This is a genomic window from Parabacteroides sp. An277 (genome assembly GCF_002159645.1).
Taxonomy (GTDB): Bacteria; Bacteroidota; Bacteroidia; order Bacteroidales; family Tannerellaceae; genus Parabacteroides.
In genome coordinates this window covers 20916-39275 of the sequence record NZ_NFJB01000006.1, presented here as the reverse complement: position 1 = coordinate 39275, position 18360 = coordinate 20916, and the positions used below count along the sequence as shown (strand labels likewise).

The 18360-nt window shown below is 46.4% G+C and carries 19 protein-coding genes; 7 read left to right on the top strand and 12 right to left on the bottom strand.

Annotation, left to right across the window (positions count from 1 at the left end):
- Positions 1-3: 3 nt before the first annotated feature.
- The 10 genes from B5F77_RS03695 to hisH all read right to left on the bottom strand — a co-directional run bounded on the left by B5F77_RS03695 (position 4) and on the right by hisH (position 9468).
- Positions 4-1020, bottom strand: coding sequence for a DUF4837 family protein (locus B5F77_RS03695; protein ID WP_087327819.1), 1017 nt, complete (start codon positions 1018-1020; stop codon positions 4-6).
- Between the two features lie 35 nt (positions 1021-1055).
- Positions 1056-2090: a 23S rRNA (adenine(2503)-C(2))-methyltransferase RlmN gene (gene rlmN / locus B5F77_RS03690; protein ID WP_087327816.1), complete on the bottom strand. Its 1035-nt coding sequence runs from the start codon at positions 2088-2090 to the stop codon at positions 1056-1058.
- Positions 2091-2156: 66 nt separating this feature from the next.
- Entirely contained in the window at positions 2157-3323 is a 1167-nt protein-coding gene (locus tag B5F77_RS03685; RefSeq protein ID WP_087327813.1) for a glycosyltransferase, read from the bottom strand.
- A gap of 9 nt (positions 3324-3332) precedes the next feature.
- Positions 3333-4490, bottom strand: coding sequence for a diaminopimelate decarboxylase (gene lysA, locus B5F77_RS03680; protein WP_087327981.1), 1158 nt, complete (start codon positions 4488-4490; stop codon positions 3333-3335).
- 204 nt (positions 4491-4694) lie between these two features.
- Positions 4695-6011 carry an aspartate kinase gene (locus B5F77_RS03675; protein WP_087327810.1) on the bottom strand — a complete coding sequence of 439 codons (1317 nt, stop codon included), beginning with the start codon at positions 6009-6011 and terminating at the stop codon, positions 4695-4697.
- 69 nt (positions 6012-6080) lie between these two features.
- The gene (locus tag B5F77_RS03670; RefSeq protein WP_087327807.1) at positions 6081-6758 is read right to left on the bottom strand and encodes an ATP-binding cassette domain-containing protein; all 678 of its coding nucleotides are present in this window, start codon (positions 6756-6758) and stop codon (positions 6081-6083) included.
- A 6-nt stretch (positions 6759-6764) separates the two neighbouring features.
- Positions 6765-7364 carry a bifunctional phosphoribosyl-AMP cyclohydrolase/phosphoribosyl-ATP diphosphatase HisIE gene (gene hisIE, locus B5F77_RS03665; RefSeq protein WP_087327804.1) on the bottom strand — a complete coding sequence of 200 codons (600 nt, stop codon included), beginning with the start codon at positions 7362-7364 and terminating at the stop codon, positions 6765-6767.
- A gap of 14 nt (positions 7365-7378) precedes the next feature.
- Entirely contained in the window at positions 7379-8137 is a 759-nt protein-coding gene (gene hisF, locus B5F77_RS03660) for an imidazole glycerol phosphate synthase subunit HisF (protein ID WP_087327801.1), read from the bottom strand.
- A 2-nt stretch (positions 8138-8139) separates the two neighbouring features.
- Complete coding sequence (gene hisA / locus B5F77_RS03655; protein WP_087327797.1) at positions 8140-8865, bottom strand: 1-(5-phosphoribosyl)-5-[(5-phosphoribosylamino)methylideneamino]imidazole-4-carboxamide isomerase; 726 nt, start codon at positions 8863-8865, stop codon at positions 8140-8142.
- Between the two features lie 12 nt (positions 8866-8877).
- Entirely contained in the window at positions 8878-9468 is a 591-nt protein-coding gene (gene hisH, locus B5F77_RS03650) for an imidazole glycerol phosphate synthase subunit HisH (RefSeq protein ID WP_087327794.1), read from the bottom strand.
- Between the two features lie 153 nt (positions 9469-9621).
- On the opposite strand from hisH, the gene B5F77_RS03645 reads away from it, so the two are divergent.
- The 3 genes from B5F77_RS03645 (at position 9622) to B5F77_RS03640 (ending at position 11231) form a co-directional block, all read left to right on the top strand.
- A complete protein-coding gene (locus B5F77_RS03645; RefSeq protein ID WP_087327791.1) occupies positions 9622-10125 on the top strand; it encodes a hypothetical protein in 504 nt (167 codons plus the stop codon).
- Positions 10126-10141: 16 nt separating this feature from the next.
- Positions 10142-10303 carry a hypothetical protein gene (locus B5F77_RS15675; protein ID WP_162607945.1) on the top strand — a complete coding sequence of 54 codons (162 nt, stop codon included), beginning with the start codon at positions 10142-10144 and terminating at the stop codon, positions 10301-10303.
- A gap of 274 nt (positions 10304-10577) precedes the next feature.
- A complete protein-coding gene (locus B5F77_RS03640; protein WP_087327788.1) occupies positions 10578-11231 on the top strand; it encodes an HU family DNA-binding protein in 654 nt (217 codons plus the stop codon).
- Between the two features lie 29 nt (positions 11232-11260).
- Here B5F77_RS03640 and B5F77_RS03635 read toward each other — a convergent pair whose 3' ends face one another.
- Complete coding sequence (locus B5F77_RS03635) at positions 11261-11971, bottom strand: hypothetical protein (protein ID WP_140392807.1); 711 nt, start codon at positions 11969-11971, stop codon at positions 11261-11263.
- Positions 11972-12413: 442 nt separating this feature from the next.
- On the opposite strand from B5F77_RS03635, the gene B5F77_RS03630 reads away from it, so the two are divergent.
- The 4 genes from B5F77_RS03630 (at position 12414) to glmM (ending at position 16449) form a co-directional block, all read left to right on the top strand.
- Positions 12414-12980 carry a DapH/DapD/GlmU-related protein gene (locus B5F77_RS03630; RefSeq protein WP_087327783.1) on the top strand — a complete coding sequence of 189 codons (567 nt, stop codon included), beginning with the start codon at positions 12414-12416 and terminating at the stop codon, positions 12978-12980.
- Positions 12981-13274: 294 nt separating this feature from the next.
- On the top strand, positions 13275-14318 hold the full coding sequence (locus B5F77_RS03620; protein ID WP_087327780.1) for a bifunctional oligoribonuclease/PAP phosphatase NrnA: 1044 nt from the start codon (positions 13275-13277) through the stop codon (positions 14316-14318).
- A 67-nt stretch (positions 14319-14385) separates the two neighbouring features.
- Positions 14386-14967 carry a DUF4827 domain-containing protein gene (locus B5F77_RS03615; RefSeq protein ID WP_087327778.1) on the top strand — a complete coding sequence of 194 codons (582 nt, stop codon included), beginning with the start codon at positions 14386-14388 and terminating at the stop codon, positions 14965-14967.
- A 90-nt stretch (positions 14968-15057) separates the two neighbouring features.
- Complete coding sequence (gene glmM, locus B5F77_RS03610; protein WP_087327773.1) at positions 15058-16449, top strand: phosphoglucosamine mutase; 1392 nt, start codon at positions 15058-15060, stop codon at positions 16447-16449.
- Positions 16450-16495: 46 nt separating this feature from the next.
- Here the strand turns inward: glmM and B5F77_RS03605 are convergent, their stop codons facing one another.
- Positions 16496-18151, bottom strand: a complete 1656-nt coding sequence (locus tag B5F77_RS03605; protein ID WP_087327770.1) for an FAD-dependent oxidoreductase — start codon at positions 18149-18151, stop codon at positions 16496-16498.
- Positions 18152-18360 lie beyond the last annotated feature (209 nt).

Below are 18360 nucleotides of genomic sequence, written 5' to 3'. Positions count from 1 at the left end.
TTATTATTTTATTGATTCTTTATCTGCGACTTCCATTTCACCTGGCAAACGCAACGTAAACAAAGAAGCCTCCAAGCGACGGATATAATTCCGTTTGTTCGTCTCTGGCGCATAAACAAAACCTTCTACCACCACAATCCGCTGATTCTGCTCATCCAACCGGATATGGCTAACAAACGGTCCCCCCATCATATCGCCTACAACCTTCCACAAACCACGCATTACGCCACAATACTTCCCGTTCACCGTAATCGCCGAATAGCCAACACCGGCACGAGCCTCTGTCGCCATATAAGAATTAGGAAACGACCCTGGCATATTCGCCTTCATGACCGAATCACGCTTAGCTACCAAGTACTCTGGCGTAAAAGTCTCTTTGCTGGTATAAGGAAAAGTATATACAACGATATCCATTCGGCCTGTGTTAGCGTTGTTCGTAGTCCAAAAGAAGTCTGTAGTATCTTTATAAGCTTCCATCTCCTCAGGTACTTTTAATTCGAGGTTATGGTTCGTACGCAATATATTCATCACAAATGAGCTATAAGTCTCTTCCAATAAAGACACCGCTCGATCCATCTCTACTTGAGAGAAATAATCCGTCAAGGCAGAAGGTTGTTCTGCCAAATAATCGACCACAGCTTTATCATTCGGCGCTTTCATGCGCAATACTACTTGCCCGGAAGCCCATGTATCTTTTTCCGTACTCAACGAGACTTTCGTATAAAGGTCTGGATTGACATCAACAATCAAGATATTCCGAACCAACTTTAAAAATCCACTGAATTCGCTTGGCTGCGTATAAGAGACTTTCATGCAAGGTTCCGGTTGCGGAAGATAAGGTATCGGAGCCGACAGATTCTCATTTACCGCTTCCCCCATTGCCCCTTGCCATTGTGCTAAATCCATGACTACTAATACTTCATACGCAAAACCTACGGAACGCGTAACTACCGGACCCGAATGGCACGCCGAAAGACACACGGCCATCACTAATCCCCAAACCTTTATTATCTTTTTCATAAATGAATCCTTATTATATTACCGCACAAATATACTTATTTTCTCTGGGAAACTACTTTCTTTGCGGTAGAAAGCATACCACAAGCTGCAAAAATATCTTCCCCACGGGAAGCGCGAATCGTACAAGTTACGCCATGGCCATTCATTATAGTTTGAAATTGTTCCATTTTTTCCAAATCGCTCGTCTGCAATGGCACATTGGGAATGGCATGAAACCGAATCAAGTTTACTCGGCAAGGAATCCCTTTTAATAACTTCGCCAAGGCATGGGCATGACGCGGACTATCGTTTAATCCTTTAAACACAATGTACTCGAACGAGATACGGCGCTGATGACTAAAATCATATTGGCGCACCAAATCCAACACGCTTTCGATGGGAAATGCCTTTTCAACTGGCATCAACGATAAGCGTTCTTCAGGAAACGGGGAATGCAGGCTGATAGCCAAGTGGCAATCGCTCTCATCAAGGAAACGCCGTAACCCTTTCGCGCCAATGGTTGATACGGTAATCCGCTTCGGACTCCAAGCATAACCATACGGAGCAGTCAGTATCTCCAATACCTTAAACAATTCGTCGGTATTGTCTAATGGTTCTCCCATACCCATGAATACGATATTTGTAAGCCGTTCGTATTCTGGCAAGGCTTGTATCTGATTCAATATCTCGTTTGCAGACAGATTTTTCGTGAAACCCTGTTTGCCGGTCATGCAAAACAGGCAATTCATCTTACAACCTACTTGCGAAGAGACGCAAAGCGTCGCTCGGTCTTCCGTCGGAATATAAACCGACTCCACAAAATTACCCGCCCCCGCAGCGTAAAGGTATTTAATGGTACCGTCCACCGACCGCTGGGCATCAACCGGAGCCGCCAACCCGATCTCATAATTTTCGCAAAGCATAGCCCGCTTGACCACTGCGATATTCGTCATCTCGTCAAGATTTGCTACTCGTTTCTTATACAACCAATCCGCCAATTGTTTAGCTGCATAACTGGGAAGTCCGACCTCAGCCACGACTGCTTTCAGTTCAGGCAAAGTCATTCCCAGTAAACGCTTCTTTTCTTCCATAATTTCATATATTATCTATATTCCTTTTTCATTCGAGTTTTCTAACCTTCCTCCCTTTTCTGCGGTTTATTTCTCGATGACAAACACATAATTCTCTCGCTTCTTAAACCTACTCACCATCTCAATATACAAGGAATAAAACGGATGGAGAAAGTCAAAAAACGGGAACATCCATAGCGATATCTTTTGTTGAAGCCATTTCGAAATCCGGACAAACAAATACCCCTTCACGCCCACATAAAGCATCCATAAGAGAGAGGCCAGCAAGGCAAGTTGCCATTGTCCCCTGATGCCGCTAACGAACAAACCGATATCTGCTCCCAGAAATAACCCAAAACAAATGTCCTCCCATTTGAAAAAACGGTAGAATCGGCAGGTATACAACGACTGCGCGCTCTGACGCATGATACGCCCGTCGGTCCATTCCTTCAAACGTAAGATGCGATCTCGTTTTAAAATGCTATCCGGCTCATACGAAACGCGCGCATTCTCCCTATTGGCCGCCTCATTAATAAACAGGTTATCCTCGCCACTCTTCAGGTAGAATTGATTGTAAAAACCTTTATGCTGAAAGAAAAGCTCCTTGGTGTAAGAAAGATTCTTGTTCGTACCGCCATAAAAATGCTTCCACAATCCTGCCGAAAGATATTGCAATCCGTATTTCAAGTTATCGAAAGCGATGAATTGATCCTGAAAACCTTGCGTATAAGGATAGGCACAAAAGCCCGTCACGAGCTGCGTATGTTCGTTGTAAACCGACATCATAGCCTTCAACCAATTCAAATTAAAAGGTTCGCAGTCCGCTTCCGTAAAGGCTAACCGATTGTAGCGCGCGGCCTTGATACCCAGTGTGAGAGCGAGCTTCTTTTTGGATATATAACGGGCTCCGGGCGGAATATAGGTATAATAAAGCGTCGGATATTCCGCTTTCAGACGGCTCAAGACTTCCCGGCATGGTTCAGAAAGCCCATCACTCACAACTATGACTTCAAACTGAGGATAATCCTGCTGTAAGAAGAGGGGCAGATGGGCTCGAAGTTGCTCTGCAGAATCCTCGGCATACACGATGAGAGACACGGGGAGGAAATCATTCGATGCGGCATCCGAAACGGCATGCCGCTTCCGCCATGGCCATACATACATCCAAAATAGATAAAACAGCTGGCCGAAAAACAGGCTCACAACAGCTACCAACAACCCCACTTCCCCGGGTGTCAATTCCAATCCCAGCATGTTTTTGCCTTAGAATTGGTCTGAGTAGTATGCCTTCGGAAGCGGACGGCAGTTATATTGCGACGCCATGACTTCGCCATAAGCGCCTGCCGAACGGATCGCGATGAAGTCTCCACGATGCGCTTCGTTCAGTTCCACATCTTTTCCAAAAACATCCGACGATTCGCAAATCGGGCCCACTACGTCGTATGTCTCTACCGCACCGTCGCTCGACAAGTTTTCGATGCGATGGTAAGCGTCGTACATCGCAGGGCGAATCAAATCCGTAAATCCGGCATCGAGGATGGCAAACTTCTTCGCCTCGCCCTCCTTCACATACAAGACGCGCGAAATCAACGTACCGCATTGCGCCACCACGGAACGTCCCGGCTCGAAGTGTACTTGCTGTCCCGGACGAAGCTGCAACAGCTTCTTAAACACGGCAAAGTAATTGTCGAACGCCGGGATAGGCAGATGGTTCGGATGGTAATAATCGATACCCAAGCCTCCGCCGAAGTTCAGGTTCTCGACCTGAATACCGCGCGCTTCCAGTTCGTCTTGAATCTCGTTCATGCGGATGGCCAAATTGCGGAACGCGGACATATCTGTTATCTGCGAACCGATATGCGCATGGATGCCCACAAGCTGTACGTGCTGCATGGGTACCATCGCGTCGAGCACCTTGCCCAGCAGCGCCAGATTGATACCGAATTTGTTCTCCTTGAGCCCCGTCGTAATCTTAGCATGGGTATGGGCATCTACTTCCGGGTTGATGCGCAACGCAACGCGCGCCGTCTTTCCCTTCGCCACCGCCCGCTCGTGGATGATTTCCAATTCAGCCAGCGACTCGACATTGAAACAGAAAATACCCGCATCCAATCCCAAATCGATCTCCCAGTCCGCCTTGCCCACGCCGGCAAAGACCACCTTCTCGGCCGGGAAACCAGCCTCCAACGCCGCCCGGACTTCCCCGCCGCTCACGCAATCGGCACCCAATCCGGCGGCCGCGATGGTCTGCAAGATGCGCGGGTTGGCGTTTGCCTTCACGGCATAATGCACGTGGTATCCATACTTGCCGGACTCGGCCTTGACCATCTCCAGCGTCTCGCCCAGCAACTTCATGTCATAATAATAAAACGGCGTCTGTAACGCCTCGAACTTCTCTATCGGAAACTTTCCTTTCAGTATATACATATTCTTCTTTAATTTTCAGTCTAAAAAATAGATTTTGCAGCAATTGCAAAACGGTTTCGCGACACGCGAAGAGGCACTGCAACGACTGCAAAACGGTTTCGCCAAATCCTTTTTCTTAGGATACAGAAAAAGGCTGCATCCATCGCTCTCCCTTTTCGGACCAAACGGAGCGGAACGCAGCCTTCGGTTGTTTCTTTTTTATTTGCGGTTGAACAAATGGTCGCTCAACGCCTGCAGGGCACGCTGCTTGTCGGCCGCCTTGATGAGGAGCGATACGTTGAAGTTGCTTCCTCCGTACGAAATCATGCGGACAGGCACCTCCTTCATCGCGTCGACGATGCGCGCTTCGAAGCCCACGTTGTCCCATTCCAAATCGCCCACGACGCAAACGATGACCATATCCTCGTCGACCGAAACCGTACCATACTTCTTCAAATCCGTTACGATTTCTTCCAGATGCTTGCGGTTGTCGATGGTTACAGACACACCCACTTCCGAAGTCGTCACCATGTCGATAGGCGTCTGGTAATTTTCGAAGATTTCAAACACCTTGCGGAGGAACCCCGTGGCCAGCAGCATACGTCCGCTCTTAATTTTGATAGCCGTAATGTTGTCTTTAGCCGCTACTGCCTTGATTTTCCCCTTCTCCGTCTGGTTGGAAATCAACGTGCCCGGCGCGTCTGGTTGCATCGTATTGAGCAGGCGTACCGGAATATTGTTAATCTTGGCAGGGAGGATACACGTCGGGTGCAAAATCTTCGCCCCGAAATAAGCCAGTTCAGCCGCCTCTTCGAAATGGAGTTGGCGAACCGGGGAAGTACCCGAGACGTAACGCGGGTCGTTGTTGTGCATGCCGTCAATGTCGGTCCATATCTGAATCTCTTCCGCCTTGATAGCCGCTCCGATAAGCGACGCACTGTAATCGCTACCGCCGCGCTGGAGATTGTCAATCTCGCCATACGCATTGCGGCAGATATAGCCCTGCGTAATATAGAGGTCGGCCTCCGGATGTTCGTCGAGAAGTTTCAAGAGCTTTTCCTTGATATACACGGGATCCGGTTCTGCATTCTTGTCCGTCCGCATGTAATCGAGCGCCGGAATCATGACCGAATGAACACCCCGTTCCTTCAGGTAGAGGTCCATCATGCCCGTCGACATCAACTCACCCTGCGCCAGCACCACTTTCTCTTCAAACAGCGTGAAAAGGTCTTTCGTAAAAGAACGAATATGATCGAAATGAACCATCACCAATTCACGTGCTTTCTGCTTATACTCTTCCGTGCTGTAAAGTTCCTCAATATGCCCCAGATATTTGTGCAGGAGGTTGTTAATAATCTCGTTCGCGCCATCCGGATTCTTCTTATACAAATAATCCGAAATTTCCACCAACGAATTGGTAGTTCCCGACATGGCAGAGAGCACAATGATGTTTTTCTCTCCCACAATCAGATTTGCGACATCCTTCATGCGCTGTGCCGAACCCACAGACGTGCCGCCAAACTTTAATACTTTCATTTCCTTTGTCTAATAATTTATTTATTCTCAACCAACCAGTAAAGATGCGGGTGCAAAGTTACGAATAATTTAATTATCCACATCATATAAACAAGCATTCTCGCACTTCACAATACGCGCCGGATAATTATGTACCAGCGTATAGTTGTGCGTCGTCATGATAACGGCTGTTCCTTTCTTACAAATCTCATGCAAAAGGCGGACAATTTGCCCGCTGGTCTCCGGGTCGAGATTACCCGTCGGCTCATCCGCCAAGATGATACCCGGTGCATTAAGCAAAGCCCGTGCGATAACGATGCGTTGCTGCTCGCCACCAGAAAGCTCATGCGGCATCTTATATCCTTTGTTCTGCATGCCCACTTGTTGAAGTACCTCATCGATGCGACGTTGAATATCTCGCTTGTTTCGCCAGCCCGTCGCCCGAAGGACAAATTCAAGGTTCTTCATGACAGAGCGGTCCGTCAGCAATTGGAAATCCTGGAAAACAATCCCCAACTTACGACGTAAATAGGGGACATCCTTTCGCTTTATCTTTCGGAGATTGTAATTCAACAACCGAGCCTCTCCCTTACAGAGGGGAATCTCACAGTAGAGCGCTTTTAACAAACTACTCTTTCCCGAACCTACTTTACCAATCACATAGACAAATTCGCCCGCGTGAAGCGTAAACGAAGCTCCTTGCAAAATCAGATTCTCGTCCCGGCAAATTTCTATTCCATCCAATTGAAGTAAGACCGCATCTTCCATCGTCTCTTATTCTTTATGCCGTTTCTTCAATTCGCGTGCCAAATCCTCGATACGCAAACCTTTGCTGGTGAGGAGTACCATCAAGTGATAAATCAAATCGGCAGCTTCGTATACCAGACGGTCTTCCGTCCCGTTTGTAGCTTCGATAACCGTTTCGACAGCCTCTTCGCCCACCTTCTGCGCCATACGGTTTACCCCTTTCTGGAAAAGCGAAGTCGTATAGGAACCCTCCGGCATTTCCATCCGGCGACGTTCAATAAAGCTCTGAAGGTATTTTAAGAACATCACGTCCTCTTCAATCTTCTCGCCAAAGCAAGTTCCCGAACCCGTATGGCAAACGGGTCCTGCTGGAATCGCCTTAATCAAAATGGTATCGCAATCGCAATCCGGCGTAATGGATACGACTTGCAACGTATTTCCAGACGTTTCCCCTTTCATCCAAAGACGATTCTTCGTCCGGCTAAAAAAGACCACTTTATTTGTTTCCAATGTTTTTTGATAAGCCTCTTCGTTCATGAAGCCTAACATCAGGACTTTATTCGTCATGCTGTCCTGAATTACGGCGGGAAGCAATCCGCCCATTTTCTCAAAATCTAAATTTACCATATATAATCACTAACTTATAGCCTTACATTTATACCTTCACGCTGCAAATACATTTTTAATACATCAATTTGAATCTCCCCAAAGTGGAAAACACTCGCAGCCAATGCCGCATCTGCCTTTCCTTGTAGAAAAGCGTCACGAAAATGTACCATCTGCCCTGCCCCGCCTGAAGCAATGATGGGAATAGGGAGTTCGTCGGCCAAATGTGCCAGTGCTTCGTTCGCATATCCCGTCTTCACGCCATCATGCGTCATGCTGGTAAAAAGGATTTCACCTGCTCCTCTGTCTGCAGCTTCGCGTGCCCAATCGAAGAGGTGTTTATCCGTAGGAATACGTCCTCCGTTCAAATAGCAAATCCAATCATCATCTTCTTGGTTAGCATCGATAGCTACCACGCATACCTGACTACCAAAATGACTCGCTATCTCGTCTATCAACTTCGGATTTCGGATAGCTGCCGAATTAATAGATACCTTATCCGCTCCAGCATTCAAAAGGCGGTCTACATCTTGCAATTCATGAATGCCCCCACCTACCGTAAATGGAATACTGATATGTGCTGCTACCTCGCGTACCAATTCGGTGAATGTCTTCCGTCCCTCATGCGAAGCTGTAATATCCAAATAGACTAACTCGTCCGCACCGGCACGGCTATACATGGCACCCAATTCGACCGGATCTCCTGCGTCGCGGAAATTGACGAAGTTAATGCCCTTCACCGTCTTTCCGTCCTTAATATCCAAACAGGGTATAATTCGTTTTGCTAAACTCATGCTCAATTCCTCATTAATCTTTCCAATTCTTGAAATGAAATACGTCCTTCGTAAAGGGCTTTTCCAAAGATGACTGCCGGTATGCCTGCTTCCGCCAAACGTTCAATATCGGCTATCGAACTAACGCCTCCGCTGGCAATCAAATATACTTCTGGTACTTCGCGTTGTATGTCTTGATACAAATCGACAGCTGGACCTTGCAACATGCCATCTTTACCAATATCCGTACAAATCGTTTTCCGAACACCCTTTTGTACATATTCTTGAATAAACGAAACCAGTTCAAGTGCGGTCGATTCTTCCCATCCTCCGACGGCAATCTTCCTATCTTTGGCATCGGCACCGAGAATAATCCGCTCGCTTCCATACTGCTTCAACCAAGAGAGAAACCGTTCCGGTTCACGGACGGCTACGCTTCCACCCGTTACCATCTGCGCTCCGCTTTCAAAGGCAATGCGTAAGTCTTCGTCGCGCTTCACGCCTCCACCGAAGTCGATGCATAGGTTGGTCCGCGTGGCAATTCTTTCCAATGTCCGGTAATTCACGATATGTCCCGCCTTGGCGCCATCCAAATCCACGACATGCAAGCGATGGATGCCCACATCTTCCAATCGGAGAGCCATCTCCGCCGGGTCTTCACCGTATACTTTCCGCGTTCCATAATCACCTTGTGAAAGGCGGACGCATTTGCCTTCTATGATATCAATGGCTGGAATCAGTTCAATCATCGCTTCGTCTATTTACAGGGTAAGAAAATTCTTCAATATCCGTTCGCCCACCGAACCGCTCTTTTCCGGATGAAATTGCGTAGCATAGAAATTATCCTTCTGGAGCGCAGCGCTAAACGGATGTATATAGTCGGTCGTAGCAATCGTATGTTCGCACAACGGCACATAATAGCTATGCACAAAATAAACAAATTTGCCTTCCAGCGAAACATCCAGCAACGGGTTCTTCACGTTGTTTAACGTATTCCATCCCATGTGGGGCACCTTATCTTCATGTCTTTGAGGAACGAAACGCCGCACATCCGTATTGAAAATACCTAAACAATCTACATCGCCTTCCTCCGAATGGCGACACATGAGCTGCATTCCAAGGCAAATGCCCAATACCGGTTGACGCAACCCGCGAATGAAATCCGCTAACCCCTCTTCATGCAAGAAACGCATGGTTGTAAATGCTTCGCCTACACCAGGGAATATAATCTTATCTGCCTTGGCAAGTGCTTCCTTATCTGCCGTAATCTGGGGCGTAACCCCTAAGCGTCGCAGGGCATAATCTACCGAACGAATGTTTCCTGCATTGTATTTAATGATCGCTACATCCATGTTTGCTCCTTTTCTTTGTTGATGTCAACGTGCAAAAGTAACAATTAATCGCTTATTTGCATCCTCTTCAATGCAAAAAGTTGATAAGAACGGACATAAATTGGAAACTTTATCAAATATCACTATCTTTACACTCGATAAATTCCAATGCATATGAGAACGACATTCATCTTTTTCTTCTTATTGCTTTTCTTTTGTTTCGGCCCGGCCTATTCGCAGGAAAATACAATAGGCATTATCGGGAGTGCTGACGATGCAACGTCTATCCATGTAACAAACGATTACACCTTCCTGCAAAAACAAGGTTTGCGTTTAACGCATCAAATGCAGTTGCTTGCCAATGAGGTAGACTTCGTTTCCGTACATGCAAAAAGAATCAAATCATGGGTCGAAGATATAGGAAAACAATCGTATGACACACCCCGGAAGATATTTTGCATCCAACATCTGCAGACGGAAAAGATCAAAGAGTTGCTTAGCCAATCAGGCGTAACAAAGCCTCTCTTAATCGACCGCCTTTTACGTGCTATCCCTACTCAAATAAACGCACGCGAGGGGTCGGACATATTGGCTGCAACCTCTTTGCTGACTACCGAGGATGCTTTCCTCTATCCTGATTTGAAAGAATATACGCTTTACCTCTATCTATCTATATAAAGGCAACTACCAAAGCATGGTGCTTTTCCGTCCTGGAAAGAATCACATCGTGCTGGCCAATGCCTCTATCGTAGTTCATAAAGGCTTGCAAGCGATAACCACAACCGAAGACGTGAAACGTTTCTTTGCCGAAGTACTTAAGATGAAAGAGGTGAAAGTAAAAGAATTTCTACCTTAAAACAATCCATATAAACAAAGAACAAAACATGAAAGCTTGTTAAAAAAGACATCTTCGTTAAGAAAAACTTGTAAACACGGGAAGAATGTTGTATCTTTACGCTGCAGATACATATCTTTAGGTTAAAGACACATATCTGCAGGTTGAAGATATATATCTTTAGCCTAAAGATAGAGATTTAATCGTAACTTCGGAAAGTTTGGTCCGCCATTCGGAGGATTTTCCTGGATGAGGGGCGGAATTTTCCCTTATATTTTAAAGGAGACAACCCATTATGGCATCGTACGAAATGCAAGAATCAAACCTGCCCAATCAAGAGGGCAAACGCATCCTTTTCCCGCGCATGAAGTTGTGGGGACAGGCTAATTTAGAAAATATCATAGAGAAGATTTGTGAAGCCAGCAGCTTTACTTCTGGAGACGTGAAGGGTATTGTGCAGGCGTTGGCCGAGGAAATCGCATACGAAATGGCTTCGGGCCGCTCGGTCAAGATTGAAGGCATCGGCGTCTTCTCGCCTGCTTTGGGACTACGAAAAGGGGTTGAACGAGAAATGGGCGAAGCTGGAAGTACAAAGCGTAATGCCACGAATATACAAATCGACAATGTCCATTTCAAAGCAGATAAAGAATTGCTTCGGCGAACCAATGCGCATTGCACATTGGAACGCTCGACACGTAAATTCTGTAAATCTTCTACTCAATACACTCCCGAGGAACGATTGGCGCTGGCTAAACAATATCTGGAAACGCATCCCTTCCTTACCGTAACGGATTATTGCCAACTGACAGGATTGCTCCGCGACACCGCAGCTAAAGAGCTGAGACATTGGAAGGCTGAAGCCACATCGGGTATCGGTAGCGAAGGTATCGGTACGCACAAAGTGTATGTGTTACGGAAATCAACCTCCGGCACTTCCTCCGAAAAGTGAGAGGAATCCAAACTGTCATAACGTTTCGGTTACCGTTTCTTGCCAAAAGCCCAACCCAGGTTGATACCTACGTCCCAAATATAATTGGAACCATATCCTCCGGCAGGCACCCCGTCGAGTTGCCGTCCAGTCAAGAAATGGATATTGCTATAAAGCCCTACGAAGAAATTCCGGGTAATGCGATACGAGGATTGTATGTTGGCTCCTATGCCTGCATGCCATCGTGGGTCGCTCTCCAAGAGATGATTCCCGCCTTCGATAGGACGAATATTCGCTTGGGTGCCGATGGCAGAAACGGAAGGCGAGACCTCCAAATTCCAGCGGCTGTAACGTGTCTGGGAAAAGAAACCCAAGAGGTTCACGTTCAGCTGCACCGTATAACGTTGCGTAAACACGTCGCTCTGCAAATCGCCGAAACGCCATCCGTCCCATACATAATCCGCTTGCGCTTCCCGGGAACTCAGATGCACTCTTCCCCATAAAGCCTGCCCTTCCAACGAAAGCACCGGATTGAAACGATACCCTACATACGGAATGGCATTCCATCCAAAGCGTGCTTTATCCGTACCAAAACTCGTAAAAGTACTTACCGCAAACGGGAAACCGGTTTGCACGCCTACATACCATCCCTCCAAATCCTCTTTTGCCAACTGTTTTCCCGTACGCGCCATGCCTTCCAGCGAAAAGGAACCGCACAAAAGGGCCACGAGAACAAAGACTCTTAATTTTCTACCTATCATACCTTTTTTTCTTTTAAATCTGATTCTACACACAAATATACAGGGAAATTATTTCCGATTCCCAGTTGTTGGGATAAAAAAGATTAAGGAATAAAGAGAGCATACATATCGCCCCTACCACATCTCTGAAGCGAATAAATTAAATCGTTCTTTCATCTTGAATAAACAAAAGTGGCACTGATGATAGGTAAAAGCGGCACTGATGATAGGCAAAAGTGCCACTTTTGCTATCTCAATACAAAACAAAGAGATACTCATTGCCAAAGAAAGAGACCAACAAATGGGCATAAACGAGACGGATACCGGGAAAAACGCAACATCCGTAATAAGGTTACTTCCATCCGTAAGATAGTTATAGCCCCACCCAAGACAACCCATTACCTTTGCATACGAACTCAGACAAGGATAGAAAGTATAACAAATAAAGTAAAAAGAAATTTGTATGGACATTTTTGAGAAAGATTTTTCGGGCGCCATGGTTTCGCCCCACGAACCGGGTTATGACCAACTCATCAGCGCCATCTTCGACGACATGAAGCTGGCTTACGAACTGAACACAGGCTATCACACGCCGGAAGAGGTACGCGCTTACCTGAGCCGCATTACCGGAAAGGAGATAGACCCATCCACCACCCTGCTTCCCCCGTTCTATGTAGACTATGGCAAACATATTCAAATCGGCAAAGGTTGTTGGATTCAACAAGGCTGTACCTTCTTCGGACGGTGCGGCATTACCATCGGCGACAATGTATTTATCGCTCCGAAAGTAAACCTGATTACCATCAACCACGACCCGAACCCAGACAACCGCAGCACAACCTATGGCAAGCCCATCATCATCGAAGACAAGGTATGGATTGGTATCAACGCCACGATCCTTCCTGGCGTGCGCATCGGCTATGGTGCTATCGTCGGCGCCAACAGTGTCGTAACGCACGACGTACCGCCTCTGACGGTGGTAGGAGGCAACCCAGCGCGGTTTATCAAAAAGATTGAAATAAAGAAATAAGAGCGAAGCCCCTTCTCAGTGGGTTTCAATCCTCATCCTGTAATCAGAGGCACCTTGCCAAATGGAATGGCAAAGCATTACGGAAAATCTTTGCCATTCCATACGTTTTGCAACGAATAGAGCACGCTTTGACGAGAACACTCGCACTCTAATAGCGTATGGACATATCCTTTCCGACACAACGCACAAGTACATTCCAACATACCATCCTTGGCAGTTTGCAAATATTCCGCCGCAAAGACAAAGATTTTCCAAGAAAAGCGTATCTTTGCCGGACAAACAAGAAAGACTAACATGATTACGAAAATCATTCCGGAAGAAAAGATTCAGAAAGCGAAAAAATATGTAGAAAAAGGAGAACGGTTTGTAATTGTCTCCCATGTCTCGCCCGACGGTGACGCAATTGGCTCGTCACTTGGGCTGTTCCATTTTTTGAATGCTTGCGAGAAAGAGCGCGTTTCGGTCATTGTCCCTAACGATTTCCCGAAGTTTTACAAATGGATGCCAGGAGCAAAAGACATTATTATATACGAGAAATACACAGAGTTTGCCAATCGTTTGCTCCAAGAAGCAGACGTGATTTTCTGCCTCGACTTCAACGAACCGAAGCGAGTTGAGAAGATGGCGGACGCACTGGTGGCAGCTCCTGGACGGAGGGTGTTGATTGACCATCACCTGAACCCGGCAGACTTTTGCCGTTTGACGATTTCACATCCGGAAATTTCCTCGACAAGCGAAATGATTTTCCGCTTCATTTGCCGGATGGGCATGTTCGATTTGATGACGCAAGAGGCGGCCACCTGTATCTATACAGGCATGATGACCGACACGGGAGCGTTCACCTACAATTCAAACAAACCAGAGATTTACACCATCATCTCCGAACTCATTAAGAAAGGCATCGACAAAGACAAAATCTACCGGAATGTATTCCAGGTATATCCCGAATCTCGTTTGCGCCTCCAAGGATATGTCCTTTACCGGAAAATGAAACTTTATCCAGAGAAACGCACCGCATTGATTACACTCTCGATGGAGGAATTATGGCGATTCAATTACAAATCAGGCGATTCGGAAGGATTCGTCAATATGCCCCTCAGCATCGAAGGGATTTGTTTCAGTGCCTTTATCCGCCAAGATAAAGAGTATGTGAAGATTTCGCTTCGTTCGGTGGGAGACTTTCCTTGTAATGAATTTGCCTCGACCTACTTTCATGGAGGAGGGCATAAGAACGCTGCCGGCGGGGAATATTATGGCCGGTTGGACGAAGCCGTCCAGATTTTCGAACGCGCATTAGAAACGTTTAATCCAAGTTTAACAAAAGAATACGACGAATAAAGTGCCAGGATTTTTTGAGAATCCGTATCTTTGCGCTCGAAATTATTCATTATATAATAAAGAATCAATGAAGAAAATAGTTGGATGGGTATTGCTTGGGTGTGCTGCATGGGCTTTCTCGGCATGTGACGACAACAAATCGTATGCCGAAATGCTGAAAGATGAGCGGGATGCCATCGAGCGATTGATTGATGAAGAAGGAATTGTGGTGTTGGACGAGTATCCAGCTGATGGCGTATTTGCCGAGAACGAGTTCTATTTGATGGACAATGACGTGTACATCAACGTTATCGACTCGGGTAACGGAGATCACATGGGTTCGCGCCAGAATGTGATTTGCCGCTTCAAGGCGCGGGTTTTCATGAACGATACACTTGAATGGGACGGGTTTGCCAGCAGTGCTTTCCCGGTGACGATGGTATGTTCGTACTCTTCGTACTATAATACGATTCAAGCTTATGCCTCGTCCGAGGACGGGAATAACTACCTTAGCAACTTCGTAAGCGAAGGATTGGCCTCCGGTTTGCAATATGTAGGTGATAGCTCGGAAGTGAAACTCATCGTACCTTTTAAGGTCTCCTCATCGATGTTCTTGCAATCGGGCGACCCGGTTTATTACGAGCGAGTTCGATATATCTTCGAGAAATAAAAACGATTCTCGTTGGATTCGCCAAGGAAAACAGTTATAATTGAAAACGATTCCAATTGAAAATAATACATTGTTTAACTATATTATACTATGACACTGATTAAGTCTATTTCCGGCATACGAGGGACTATCGGAGGAAATCCGGAAGAGGGTCTCAATCCGCTGGCTATCGTGAAGTTCGTAGCCGCGTATGCCACTTTCATTCGTAAGAATACGAAAGTAACAACCAACCGAATCGTGGTCGGACGAGATGCACGAATCTCTGGCCCGATGGTGAAACACGTCGTATTAGGTACCTTGATGGGGATGGGATTCGACGTAGTAGATATCGACCTGGCCACTACTCCTACGACGGAATTAGCCGTCACCATGGAAGGAGCTTGCGGAGGTATTATCCTGACGGCAAGCCATAATCCCAAACAATGGAACGCGTTGAAGCTCCTGAACGAGAAGGGCGAATTCTTGAATGCAGCCGAAGGGGCTGAAGTATTAGCCTTGGCGGCTAAAGATGAATTTACATTCGCCGACGTAGACCATTTGGGAAAAGTAATTACAAAGACAGATTATATCCAAAAACATATTGACGCAGTCCTGAAATTGGATTTGGTAGATGTAGAAGCTATCAAGGCAGCCCACTTCAAAGTGGCGGTCGATTGCGTCAATTCGGTAGGGGGTATTGCCATTCCTGCCCTATTAAAGGCATTAGGTGTAACGCAAATAGTAGAACTGAATTGCGATCCGACAGGACATTTCGCCCACAATCCAGAACCACTGCCCGAGAACTTAACCGATATCTCCAATTTAATCCGGACAGAGAAGGCGGATGTAGGTTTTGTAGTCGACCCTGATGTAGACCGTCTGGCCATTGTTTGCGAAAATGGAGAGATGTTTGTCGAAGAATACACCTTAGTAGCCGTAGCGGATTACGTATTGAGCCGCACGCCGGGCAATACCGTTAGCAACTTGAGTTCGAGCCGGGCACTTCGCGATGTAACGCGCCGTTATGCTGGATGCGAATACAATGCTGCCGCTGTGGGCGAAGTAAACGTTGTAGCCAAGATGAAAGAGACGAATGCCGTCATCGGAGGTGAAGGAAATGGCGGTGTCATTTATCCAGCAAGCCATTATGGACGTGATGCATTGGTTGGTATCGCTCTCTTCTTGACTCACTTGGCTAAGAAGCAGATGAAGGTAAGCGAACTGCGTGCCACATATCCTCCTTATTTCATCTCGAAACAAAAGGTGCAATTAACACCCGAAATCAATGTGGATGCTATCTTGACAAAGGTAAAAGAGAAATTTGCTCAATATGACATTACCGACATAGATGGCGTGAAAATTGACTTCCCCGACAAATGGGTTCACCTACGAAAGAGTAACACCGAGCCGATTATCCGCGTATATGCCGAAGCTCATACCATGCAAGAGGCGGAAGAAATCGGAGGCGAATTAATCCAGATTATTCAAGAAATGGTAAAATAAAAGATAAAGCCAAGGTCTGATTCAGCGACCTTGGCTTTCTTTTTCTCTAATAATGGGTGGCAATATACCATGTTTTATAGCCTCCCGAAAGATTACGTAGTTCATTAAAGCCATTCTGAGCTAAGATTCGATAAGCCACATAACCACGTAAACCCACCGCACAGGTAAGGACAATCATCACACCACGCGGTAACTCCTGCAAATGATCTCGAAGTTCATCCAACGGGATATTGATGAAACCGGGAATCGAACCTTGGGCAAACTCTTCGCGTGTCCGGACATCAATCTTGACAGTAGCTCGCCGCAGGTATTTCACTTCACGCCATGTCATGATACGAACCTTACCTTTCAAAATGTTATCCGCTACGTAACCCGCCATGTTCACTGGGTCTTTGGCCGAAGAATAAGGTGGTGCATAAGCATGTTCCAGCTCCATTAGGTCTTGTACCGTGCCTCCATGTTGAATTGTTTGTGCCAACATCTCAATACGTTTATCCACACCTTCCGTACCAACCACTTGTGCCCCCAACAAAACACCCGTCTCAGGAGCAAACAAAATCTTTATCGATAAAGGAGATGCCCCCGGATAATAACTGGCATGAGAACTACCATGCGTATAAGAAGCAATGAATGGTATCCGTTCCCGTTGCAAAAGTTTGGCATTGGCTCCGGCGGATGCGACCGTCAAGTCGAATACCTTCGCAATGGAAGTCCCCATCGAACCTTTGTAAATTTCTTTATTGCCAAACACCAAGTTATCAGCTACGATACGCGCCTGCTTATTGGCCGGTCCTGCCAGTGGAATGTGAACGGATTGATGGGTAATAAGATGTTCAACCTCGATCGCATCGCCCAAGGCATAAATATCCGGATTGGAGGTTTGAAGGTAAGGATTCACCAGAATACCTCCACGCTTGCCTATTTCCAAATGTGCCTCACGGGCTCGCAAGGTCTCTGGGCGTACACCAATACTCAGAATGACCAAGTTGGCAATTATCTTCTGTCCGCTTTTCAATTCAATCTCTACATGGTCGTCATCATCCGTATCTTCAAAACGAACCACGCCATCGCCCAGCACCAACTCTACGCCTTTTTCGCGCAAATGCTTATGCACAATAGCCGCCATCGAATAGTCCAATGGAGGCATCACTTGCGGAGTTGATTCGACAATCACCACCTCCAAACCTGCTTTCTGCAAGTTTTCCGCCATTTCCAAGCCAATAAAGCCGCCTCCTACTACGACGGCCTTCTTGGGTTTTCTATTTGTAATGAACTTTTTAAGGAAATCTACGTCTTGCAAACTACGCAACGTAAATATCAAAGGGTTGCTTATTCCGCCAATCGAAGGCTGATAAGGGAAACCACCGGGCGAGAGCACCAATTTGTCGTACTCCTCTTCATACTTCTCACCTGTACGGATATTCTGCACTACGATTTTTTTCTTGTCTGGAAATATGCGCGTAACCTCTTGGCGTGTCCGTACGTCAATCCGGTAACGCGTCCGAAATCCCGCCTCGGTTTGTACTAACAGGTCGCCCCTGTCCGCTATGGTTCCTCCTATATAATAAGGCAAACCGCAATTGGCATACGAAATAAACTTTCCCCGTTCAATGAGGATGATTTCCGCCTGCTCGTCCATTCTTCTTAAGCGCGAGGCTACTGTCGCTCCTCCAGCTACGCCTCCGATAATTACATATTTCATGGTTGTATACGATAAATGTTTTAGAGAAAACAAATCCTCCCCTGCATTTGTTTAATTGCCTCCCTGTTTTTCCGGTTTTCCTGGGCAAAAAACGGGAATATGCCCGATGGAAATAGGCGAAAGTACCGATATATTCTTTACGTATCGACGATATTTTTATATCTTCAACATAAAGATATATAAATATCGACGATATTCGTACAAACATC